Source organism: Ruminococcus sp. RTP21198st1_G1_RTP21198_201120 (genome assembly GCF_040924265.1).
Taxonomy (GTDB): Bacteria; Bacillota; Clostridia; order Oscillospirales; family Ruminococcaceae; genus Hominimerdicola; species Hominimerdicola aceti.
On sequence record NZ_JBCOMH010000019.1, the window covers coordinates 53,051 to 62,972 of the forward strand.

The window sequence follows — 9,922 nt, forward strand, 5'->3', positions numbered from 1 at the left end:
GTTTACATATAAATTTTAAACGTTTTCAGCAAAAATAGGGGCTTGAAATTTTTCTGAAAGTGTGTTTTAATAATAACAGCGGCATTTTACCGATAAGGTAAGCCGAATGATATCGCCTTGAATAAGCGGGAAAAGTTTCGCATTTCTATTCGAGGGAAGAATAAAAACAAGGGCATGACCTGACGGTCAGCCTCAGTATTTTTTATATTATGAAAGGTGGATTTTAACATGAGCGTTAAAGTAATCAACGGACAGGCTATCCCAAATATGCCTTGGCAGGATAAGCCGGCTGACTGCAATGAAGTGATCTGGAGAGATAACAGAAACCCTATCATTCCTAGAAATCTTCTTCCTACATCAAACTCTATCTTCAACAGTGCGGTAGTTCCTTTTGAGGGCAAGTTCGCAGGCGTATTCCGTGTTGACGATAAGGAAAGAAACATGGCTCTCCATGCTGGTTTCTCTGAGGACGGTATTCACTGGAACATCAACCCAACAAGAATTATGTTCGAGCAGGCTGAAAAGTCTACAGAAGAAGTAAATCAGTGGGGCTACGGCTATGACCCAAGAGTATGCTTCATCGAAGACAGATATTGGGTAACATGGTGTAATGCATACGGCTGGAAGCCAACTATCGGCGTAGGCTATACATATGATTTCAAGACATTCTATCAGTGTGAGAACGCATTCCTCCCATTCAACAGAAACGGCGTACTCTTCCCAAGAAAGATCGACGGCAAGTATGTAATGTTCTCAAGACCTTCTGATTCAGGTCACACACCATTCGGTGATATGTACATTTCACAGTCACCTGACATGAAGTACTGGGGCGAGCACAGACACGTTATGGGACCTCTCAAGGGCTGGGAGTCCAAGAAGATCGGTGCAGGTCCTATTCCAATAGAGACAGACGAGGGCTGGCTCTGCTTCTATCACGGTGTTCTTGAGTCTTGCAACGGCTTTGTATACAGCTTCTCAGCTTGCATCCTTGACAAGGAGCAGCCATGGAAAGTTAAGTACAGATGCGGCGAGTATCTCATCAACCCAAGAGAGATCTATGAGTGCGTAGGCGACGTTCAGAACGTAACATTCCCATGCGCAACACTTTGCGACGCTGAGACAGGCAGAATTGCTATTTACTACGGCTGTGCTGACACTTGCGTAGGTCTTGCTTACACAACTGTTGACGCTGTTGTTGACTATGTAAAGAGCCATTCTTCTATCTAATTTCGATCTGATAGACTAATAGAATAGTTTACAAAAGAGCAGAACTTCGGTTTTGCTCTTTTTTTGTTGTTAGGACATAAAAAAGACGGCTTTGAAAGCCGTCTTGTGAATTATAACAAATAGATGTGTAGGCAAATGAACTACATATAGACGATGTATTTGTGCAGTGGCAATGGTCTATATTTTTTCAGGTGCGTCCTTTTCGTATTCGGCGAATTGCTTTTCCATATCAGCTTCGCTTTCGCCAACTGAGCGCAGTATCTCTTTGAGAAATACTCTGTCCTCAGGCTCTCCTGAAAGCTTTGCACTGTGCTTTTCGTAGAAGTATCTCATTTTAAGCACGCTGATAGGGGAAAGCTCCTGCTTTTCTGCGACTTCGTATGCAGAGTTCACGTCTGTGATGAAAAAGCCCATGCTGTATTCAGGAGCCTCCTCGCATATAGCTTTAAGCATATCTGCTATAAGATCTTCACGGACGTACACCACTCTGTCTGCAGAGTGGAGCATTCGCATTGTGCTGTTGTAGTCTGATACCCTGAGTGTTTTAAGCTCATCACGGCTTAGACCCAGCCATGAAAGGGCAACGGCTGCTGCAGCCTCAGTATTGGTTTCATGCAAAGCTTTGACCTTATCCTCTATCTGAGAAAAGGAATAGATATATTTTTGTTCCATATTTATCGCCACCTTATGCCTTTATCTTCCTGTATTCAGCAGGCGAAATGTTCTCATGCTTTTTGAATACAACATAAAAATACGAGCTGTCGCTGAAGCCTGTTTCCGAAGCTATCTCCGCAACTGTCTTTGAGGAGTAGGTAAGAAGCTCCTTTGCGTGGCTTATGCGCACTGTGTTTAAATATTCCATTGGTCTTATGCTGAAATTTTTCTTGAAAAGTCTGCAAAGGTGCTGTTCTGATACCCCAGCCACAGCCGCCATATCTGCGAGCTTTATAGGCTTTGAATAATTCTCCTCAGTGTATTTCATGACCTTTGCGACGGCGTCAGAATTTACACGGCTCTTGTATGGGAACTTATCGTCCGAAAGCTTGCGGTATTCAAGAAGCATATCGTAAAGCTGTGCGGAGGCATAATAGTTGCCATATGCTTTGTCGCTTTTTATGGTGTAGTATGCGCTGTCAAAAAGCTTGTGCATACGCTCTGCACCGCAGTTTAAGAAAACATGGAAGTTGTTAAGATCCCATTCTTTCAGCAGTTCGAGAGCCTGCTTGCCATCAAAGCACACCCAGTCAAGGTACCATGAATGGGACAGGGCTCTATATTCGTGTGGACAGTGCGGTGGTATATAGAAAATGCTGTCAGGCATTATTTTTACGGTCTTGCCGTCTACCGTTACCTCACCTTCGCCCTCGATACAGACGAAAAGCTGAGGATAATCATAGCCTTCAGGTCTGCTGACAGGAAACTGCCAGCAGCTCACGCCTATGCCAATGATATAAAATGGCAGAGCTATTTCAGTTCCTATAACAGGATAGAATTGTTTCTGCATATATTTTCCCCCATATCCGAAGCAGAAAAAACTGCAATATATGAACATGATAACTACACGTTTTATTATAGCAGTGTCGCAATATGTTGTCAAGCAAAAGAATAAATTGCGATAAAATATGAACCAACTGTTGACTTTTTATCCCAACCGTATTATAATAATAGGGAAATGGTGCAAAAGTGCCAAGTCTTATTTTGTGGGACGTATCTGAAAGGAATTTGTATTATGGAGAACAATGTTATTATTCTTGCCGGCGGACAGGGCAAGAGAATGAAGACCAATATGCCAAAGGCTTTGTGCAATGTTATCGGTGAGCCTATGCTGGAGTGGGTACTGACAGCCTGTGAAAATGCGGAGCTTGACGATATCTGCGTTGTAAAAGGCTACGAGGGTCAGCAGATAGAGGATTATCTTGACGCAAGAAAGTCAAAGGCTAACATCTGCACTGTTATGCAGGAAGAGCGACTTGGAACAGGTCATGCTGTTATGCAGGCGGCTGATTTTCTTAAGGCTCACGCTGAGGGAAACACACTTATACTCTGTGGCGACGCTCCTTTTATCGATGCTGAAACTATCAAGGGTGCGCTTGAATTACACACTGAAAAGGACTGCGGTGTAACTGTTGTTACATCAAGAGTTGAGAACCCTACAGGCTACGGCAGGATAATCCGCACTGAGAACGGCATTTCGGGAATCGTTGAGCATAAGGACTGCACACCTATGCAGCTTGCTATCACTGAGATAAACTCAGGCTGTTACTGGTTCAAGACGGCTGATCTGCTGGAAGTTCTTTTTGACATCAAGCCTGAGAACGCTCAGGGCGAATATTATCTTACAGATTGTATCGAGCTTCTTATTGCAAAGGGCAAAAAGGCTGACGCATTTATTTCTGCAAATCCTCATGTTGCACTGGGTGCAAATGACAGACGTGGTCTGCTTGCACTGAATGACATTGCAAGATATGAGATAATAGGAAAGTGGCTTGACGAGGGTATCGAGTTCTGCTGCACAGACGGCGTTTCTATTGGAAACAATGTTACTATCGGTCACGGAACAAAGATACACAGCGGCGTTATCCTCAGAGGAAACACCACTATCGGCGAGAACTGCAACATCGGCAACAACTGCATAATAGAGAACACAACGGTTGGAAACGGCGTAAACCTCAACAACGTTCAGGCTTATGAGTCCGTTATCGAGGACGACGTTAAGATAGGACCTTATGTTCAGCTCAGACCTAATTCACACATCAAGAAGGGTGCGAAGATAGGCGACTTTGTGGAGATAAAGAACTCCACTATCGGCGAATACACAGCGGTGGCACATCTTACATACATCGGCGATTCTGACGTTGGAGCAAACGTAAACTTCGGCTGCGGCGTTGTAACAGTAAACTACAACGGCGACAAGAAGTTCAGAACTGTTATCGAGGACAACGCTTTCATAGGCTGCAACACAAACCTTGTTGCACCTGTAAGAGTTGGCAAGGGTGCATACACAGCGGCAGGCTCTACTATCACAACTGATATCCCTGACAACGCACTTGCTATCGAGCGTGGCAGAGAGACTATCAAAGAGGGCTACGCCGAGAAGAAACTCAAGGCGAGAACAGAAAAGTTCGAGGCTATCCACGGCAAGTCTGAGGAGAAGTAATATACCCAAATATAAACAAGGCCCTGTCTTTCGTAAGGCAGGGTCTTTTATTTGTTTAGCTTTTTGTTGTTTGTCCTGCCGAGGATATAATCGGTGGAAACGCCATAGAAGTCGGCTAGGATAAGGAGGTGTTCCACGGGGATAGTTCTTGCACCACGCTCATATCTTGAATACACTGTCTGACTGGTAAAAAGGATTTCGGCTATCTGCGTTTGGTTCATGTCGCTATCTTCTCTTAGATCCCTTAATCTCTGGAAATACATAAAAATTCTCCTTGTTTTTTGTATAAATTGTAGAAAGTGATTTTAGTACCTATTGGTACTATTGACTTTACCATATTTTTGTGCTATGCTATACATATTAAAACCGTATGGTCTTAAAATATGGTAAGAGGAGAAGTATATGTATGTCTAAAATTCTTTCGATTGATAATGATATCATCACTATTGGCATGGACGGAGGAACACTCAAAGAAGTGAGAGCTGTTGACCTTAATTTCGTACCTCATGTTAATGACGAGGTGGAGATTTTTGAAACAGAAACTAAAACCATTGTTTCAAAGCTTGAAAAAGAGCAGCCGAATCCATTGCCTTATTCGCCAAATGGCATTAACATCAACGTCCAGAATACTCAGGAAATGAAGAATGAGCAATCTTCAACTCTGGCAAATGGAACTATTGCAGTAAATAAAGTTGTATATTGTTTATTGGCATTTTTCCTTGGTGCAGTTGGCGGTCACAAATTCTATAGTCATAGAATAGGTGCAGGCGTGTGCTATCTGCTTTTCTGTTGGACGGGTATTCCAGCAATTATTGCTCTTATTGAGTTGATCGTTGCTCTTTGCAAAAAGAGTGACGCAAACGGCATGATATTGGTATAGTCTTTTCTGCTGATTTTATTCATTTTTCGTTTGACAAACAAAATCTCATATGCTATAATAAAGCCGACAGTAAAATGTCGGCTTTTGTTTATACCCCGTCTTGCATAAAGACGGGGTTATTGTGCGTGGATAGAATAAGCTGTCGGGGCTGACATATTATAAAAGATAGGAGAATTTACAATGGATATATTCGAGAAATTAAAGAAATTGTCTGCCGAGAGGGAAACGGCAATGGGCAAGCCTGAGTATATTATCGTGGGTCTTGGCAATCCCGGTGTGGCTTATGAGAATACTCGCCATAACGCAGGCTTTCTTGCGGTGGTGGCTATGGAAAAGAAATACGGCTTTTCGGTGAATACACATAAGTTCAAGGCTCTTGTGGGACGTGCCGTTATAGGCGGAAAAAGCTGTCTTGTCATGAAGCCTGAAACTTTCATGAACAATAGCGGTGAGGCTGTCAGCGACGCTATGGATTTTTATGATATACCGCTTGAAAATGTTGTCGTGGTCTATGACGATATTTCACTTGACGTGGGCAAAATGAGGATACGCAGAAACGGTTCGGCTGGGGGTCACAACGGCATAAAAAGCATTATCGCACTGTGCGGTGGTCAGGATTTCCCAAGGGTAAAAATAGGCGTGGGCAAAAAGCCTCACCCTGATTACAACTTGGCTGACTGGGTGCTTTCAAGATTCACTGACGAGGAAATGAAAAAGCTTTCTGATGTGGATAAAAACACTTGCGAGGCTGTGGAGCTTATGGTGCAGGGCAAGATAAACGAGGCTATGAACAAGTTCAATTAAGCATATTTTTTCGGAGAACAGCAAGATGAATATTTTTTATGAAATGGCGAGCCGTCTTGGCTTTTATAAAGATGTGAAAAACTGCCTGCTCAAAGGGTTTACCCCTTGTGCGGTCACGGGCGTTTCAAATATACACAAGGCTCAGACCGCAATGGCTCTCAGCAGGCTTTCCCCTTGCCTTGTTATATGCGACGATGAAGCGTCTGCCATTAGAATGACAGGGGATATAAACGAAATGGCAGGGGAACAGCTTGCCTGCGTTTTTCCTGCAAAGGATCTGAACTTTGCATACATGGAGGGCGTTTCAAGAGAATATGAGCATAAAAGGCTGGAGGCTCTCTCTCTTATCACTCAGGGCAAATGCAAGATAATCGCCGCAAGTATGGAGGCTTGCTTGCAGGGAACTATTCCGCAGGATAAGCTGAAAGAGTTTTCCTTTGAGATAAAAACAGGTGGCGAACTGAGCCTTGAGGAGCTTACGAACAAGTTGCTTGCAGGCGGTTATACAAGAACAGATCAGGTGGAGGGTCAGGCGCAGTTTTCTGTGAGAGGCTCTATTGCCGATATTTTCCCTGTGCAGGAGTCACGTCCTGTGAGAATAGAGCTTTGGGGCGACGAGGTTGACTCTATATCATATTTTGACCCCGAAAGCCAAAGACGTACCGACCCAATAGACGAGATAACGGTTTTCCCTGCCTTGGAGATAATTTTCCCTGACACTGATGACCTTGTGACAAAGCTTGAAGCCTTGTCGAAGTCTATCCGTGGAAGCCGTACCGATAAGATAAGAACGAATATTTCAAGGGATATAGAAACGGCTCAGAGCGGTATCACGCTCACAAATCTTGATAAGTATTATACTGTGTGCTATGACAAGCTCACAACAGTGTTTGATTACTTTGAGAGCGGTGTTTGCCTTGTGTCGGAGTATACTAACTGTATCGAAAAGGGCAAGGCGGCTCTTGCTCAGCTTTCAGAGGATATGAAGCTTCTTTATGAGGACGGCATACTTTTCAGAAAGCTGGAGGGCTTTTATCTTGATATACCACAAGCGGAACTAAAAATAACACAAATGAAGTCAGTGTTTCTTGACAGCTTTATGCGCTCTAACAACGGCGTGAAGTTCAAAAAGCTTATCAATACCGACTGCCGACAAACGGCGGCTTGGGGCGGTAATATCATCAATCTTGAAGAAGAACTGAAAAATCTCTGCTCTCAGGGGTATTGCACTGTTGTGCTGGCAGGCTCGGAAAAGACGCTTCCTATTATAAATAAAGACCTTAATGATGCTGGCATCTCTGCGGAGATCCTCACTGAGGACAGCGAGATAATAAAGGGTAAAGTATACCTGCGCACGGGCTGTCTGTCAGGTGGCTTTGATTATCCTGACATAGGCTGTGCGGCTATCACTCAGATGAAAGCCATGAGTGCAAAGAAGCGTAAATCCCGTCACAAGGCAGGAGAAGAGATAAAAAGCCTTTCGGATATACAGACAGGCGACCTTGTTGTTCACGCTATGTACGGCATAGGCAGATTTTCAGGAATAAAAAATATAGAAACGAACGGTGTAACCAAGGATTATATCACCATAAAATATGCAGGCACGGACGTGCTTTATGTGCCTGTTACTCAGCTTGACCTTGTGTCAAGATATATAGGTCCGAGAGATGACGGGGCAGTGAAGCTTAATAAGCTCAACTCTATGGAGTGGACTAAGACACGAAACAAGGTAAAGTCTGCCGTAAAGGATATGGCGGAGGAGCTTACAAAGCTTTATGCTCAAAGACAAATGGCAAAGGGTTTTGCTTTTTCACCTGACAACGATTGGCAGGCAGATTTTGAGGAGCGTTTCGACTATCAGGAAACTGACGATCAGTTAAGATCTATACAGGAGATAAAGACAGATATGGAAAAGCCGTCCCCAATGGACAGACTTCTCTGCGGAGACGTGGGCTTCGGCAAAACGGAGGTGGCTCTCCGTGCGGCGTTCAAGTGTATGCTCGATAACAAGCAGGTGGCTATACTTGTGCCAACAACTGTTCTTGCATGGCAGCATTATCAGACGGCGATAAAAAGATTTGAGCATTTCCCGGTGAAGGTGGAGCTTTTGTCGAGATTTAGAAAACCAAAGGAGCAACAGCAGATAATAAGAGAGCTTAACCGTGGCACTATCGACCTTATTATAGGCACGCACAGGCTTGTGCAGAAAGACGTTAAGTTCAAGGACTTGGGCCTTGTTATCATAGACGAGGAACAGCGTTTTGGTGTTGCTCATAAGGAAAAGTTCAAGGAAACTTTCAAGGGCGTTGATGTGCTTACACTTTCGGCTACCCCGATACCAAGAACGCTTAACATGGCAATGAGCGGTATCAGAGATATGTCGGTCATAGAAGAGCCTCCTATGGACAGACACCCTGTTCAGACCTATGTTATAGAGCATAATATGGGCGTTATAGCGCAGGCCATAAGCAAGGAGCTGCGACGTGGCGGTCAGGTGTATTATATCCACAACAGGGTGGAAACTATCATGATGACCGCAAATAAGCTTCAAGAAATGCTCCCTGACGCAAGGATAGCGTTCGCGCACGGACAAATGCCCGAGGAGGAACTGTCGGAAATATGGCGGCAACTTTGCAACAGAGAGATAGATATACTGGTCTGCACCACCATAATCGAAACAGGTGTTGACGTGCCGAATGTAAATACACTTATAATAGAGGACGCTGACAGATTAGGACTTTCACAGCTTTATCAGCTCCGTGGACGTGTGGGAAGATCAAACCGCCGTGCTTTTGCGTACTTCACTTTCAGACGTGGCAAGGTACTCACGGAGGTAGCGGCAAAAAGGCTTGATGCAATAAGAGAGTTCACACAGTTCGGCTCAGGTTTCAGGATAGCGTTGCGTGACCTTGAAATAAGAGGTGCAGGCTCTATACTCAGCGGTAAACAGCATGGACATATGGAAGCGGTGGGATATGATATGTATCTGCGACTTCTAAATGAGGCTATAGCTGAACAAAAGGGAGAGGCTCTGCCACCGTCACCTGAGGATTGTTTGGTGGATATATCCATAGACGCATTTATACCTGACCATTATATAGAAAATCTGTCACAGAGGATAGATTGCTATAGGAAGATAGCTTCCATAGGCAATGAGGAGGATTCCAGGGACGTTATCGACGAGCTTATAGATAGATACGGCGATCCACCGAAATCGGTGCTGGGATTGGTGAACGTTGCACTTACGAGAAATACTGCTTCAAAGCTTGGCATAAAGGAAATAACACAAAGAGGGGATAAGGTGCTGTTCTTTGTGAAAACCGCAGAGGTGGAGCAGATACAAGCGTTGTATGGAGCTTATAAAAATAGGATACGTTTCTTTGACGGAGATAAGCCGTATTTTGCGGTGACGTTGGAGAAAAAGCAGAAAGCGGCAGATCTTATGTCGGATACAGTTAAAATAATGAGAGATAATAAATAAAGAGGTATCAAGAGCGAAAAGCGGTGTCAGAGTATAAAATCTGCACCGCTTTTGTCGTTATCTTCGACAACCTATCCAAAAAGAACGAAAAAAGGTGAAATAAAGTGTAAAAAAAGCAGAAAGCAAAAAAAGGGGTTGACAAAAAGGCATAAAAGTGATAAAATAAACAAGTCGCCTCGAGAGAGAGCGATAAAGAGAGAAGCGAAACGAAGGTAAAAGGTTCGGGAGAACAGAAGAGACCTAAGGAGTAGCTCGAAAAGAACTTCGCAAAAGAGTTCAAACGAATACATAAAGAATTCACAAAGAAAAGTCTTGACAAAGCTTAGCTAATATGATATAATAGATAAGCTGATTTAAGACAGCGCATTAGAAA

At 43.8% G+C, this 9,922-nt stretch carries 8 protein-coding genes; 5 read left to right on the forward strand and 3 right to left on the reverse strand.

What is annotated here, in order from left to right; all coding sequences use genetic code 11:
• The first annotated feature begins 228 nt into the window (after positions 1 to 228).
• Positions 229 to 1,227, forward strand: coding sequence for a glycoside hydrolase family 130 protein (locus AB5627_RS12085; protein ID WP_022288676.1), 999 nt, complete (start codon positions 229 to 231; stop codon positions 1,225 to 1,227).
• A 177-nt stretch (positions 1,228 to 1,404) separates the two neighbouring features.
• Here the strand turns inward: AB5627_RS12085 and AB5627_RS12090 are convergent, their stop codons facing one another.
• Both AB5627_RS12090 and AB5627_RS12095 read right to left on the reverse strand, forming a co-directional pair.
• Positions 1,405 to 1,899: a hypothetical protein gene (locus AB5627_RS12090; protein ID WP_022288675.1), complete on the reverse strand. Its 495-nt coding sequence runs from the start codon at positions 1,897 to 1,899 to the stop codon at positions 1,405 to 1,407.
• Positions 1,900 to 1,912: 13 nt separating this feature from the next.
• Positions 1,913 to 2,731 carry an AraC family transcriptional regulator gene (locus AB5627_RS12095; protein WP_022288674.1) on the reverse strand — a complete coding sequence of 273 codons (819 nt, stop codon included), beginning with the start codon at positions 2,729 to 2,731 and terminating at the stop codon, positions 1,913 to 1,915.
• A 225-nt stretch (positions 2,732 to 2,956) separates the two neighbouring features.
• Between AB5627_RS12095 and glmU the strand changes: the two genes are divergently transcribed.
• Complete coding sequence (glmU, locus tag AB5627_RS12100; RefSeq protein ID WP_022288673.1) at positions 2,957 to 4,384, forward strand: bifunctional UDP-N-acetylglucosamine diphosphorylase/glucosamine-1-phosphate N-acetyltransferase GlmU; 1,428 nt, start codon at positions 2,957 to 2,959, stop codon at positions 4,382 to 4,384.
• Positions 4,385 to 4,431: 47 nt separating this feature from the next.
• On the opposite strand, the gene AB5627_RS12105 is transcribed toward glmU, so the two are convergent.
• Positions 4,432 to 4,647, reverse strand: a complete 216-nt coding sequence (locus tag AB5627_RS12105) for a helix-turn-helix domain-containing protein (protein ID WP_022288672.1) — start codon at positions 4,645 to 4,647, stop codon at positions 4,432 to 4,434.
• 143 nt (positions 4,648 to 4,790) lie between these two features.
• On the opposite strand from AB5627_RS12105, the gene AB5627_RS12110 reads away from it, so the two are divergent.
• The 3 genes from AB5627_RS12110 (at position 4,791) to mfd (ending at position 9,549) form a co-directional block, all read left to right on the forward strand.
• On the forward strand, positions 4,791 to 5,264 hold the full coding sequence (locus AB5627_RS12110) for a TM2 domain-containing protein (protein ID WP_022288671.1): 474 nt from the start codon (positions 4,791 to 4,793) through the stop codon (positions 5,262 to 5,264).
• A 180-nt stretch (positions 5,265 to 5,444) separates the two neighbouring features.
• Positions 5,445 to 6,068: an aminoacyl-tRNA hydrolase gene (gene pth, locus AB5627_RS12115; protein ID WP_022288670.1), complete on the forward strand. Its 624-nt coding sequence runs from the start codon at positions 5,445 to 5,447 to the stop codon at positions 6,066 to 6,068.
• Between the two features lie 25 nt (positions 6,069 to 6,093).
• Entirely contained in the window at positions 6,094 to 9,549 is a 3,456-nt protein-coding gene (gene mfd, locus AB5627_RS12120; protein ID WP_368369869.1) for a transcription-repair coupling factor, read from the forward strand.
• The last annotated feature ends 373 nt before the right edge of the window (positions 9,550 to 9,922 follow it).

Excerpts from the sequence above, each read along its gene's own strand:
- AB5627_RS12085 (WP_022288676.1), top strand. The coding sequence starts at position 229 with ATGAGCGTTAAAGTAATCAACGGACAGGCTATCCCAAATATGCCTTGG.
- AB5627_RS12090 (WP_022288675.1), bottom strand. The coding sequence starts at position 1,899 with ATGGAACAAAAATATATCTATTCCTTTTCTCAGATAGAGGATAAGGTC.
- AB5627_RS12095 (WP_022288674.1), bottom strand. The coding sequence starts at position 2,731 with ATGCAGAAACAATTCTATCCTGTTATAGGAACTGAAATAGCTCTGCCA.
- glmU (WP_022288673.1), top strand. The coding sequence starts at position 2,957 with ATGGAGAACAATGTTATTATTCTTGCCGGCGGACAGGGCAAGAGAATG.
- AB5627_RS12105 (WP_022288672.1), bottom strand. The coding sequence starts at position 4,647 with ATGTATTTCCAGAGATTAAGGGATCTAAGAGAAGATAGCGACATGAAC.
- AB5627_RS12110 (WP_022288671.1), top strand. The coding sequence starts at position 4,791 with ATGTCTAAAATTCTTTCGATTGATAATGATATCATCACTATTGGCATG.
- pth (WP_022288670.1), top strand. The coding sequence starts at position 5,445 with ATGGATATATTCGAGAAATTAAAGAAATTGTCTGCCGAGAGGGAAACG.
- mfd (WP_368369869.1), top strand. The coding sequence starts at position 6,094 with ATGAATATTTTTTATGAAATGGCGAGCCGTCTTGGCTTTTATAAAGAT.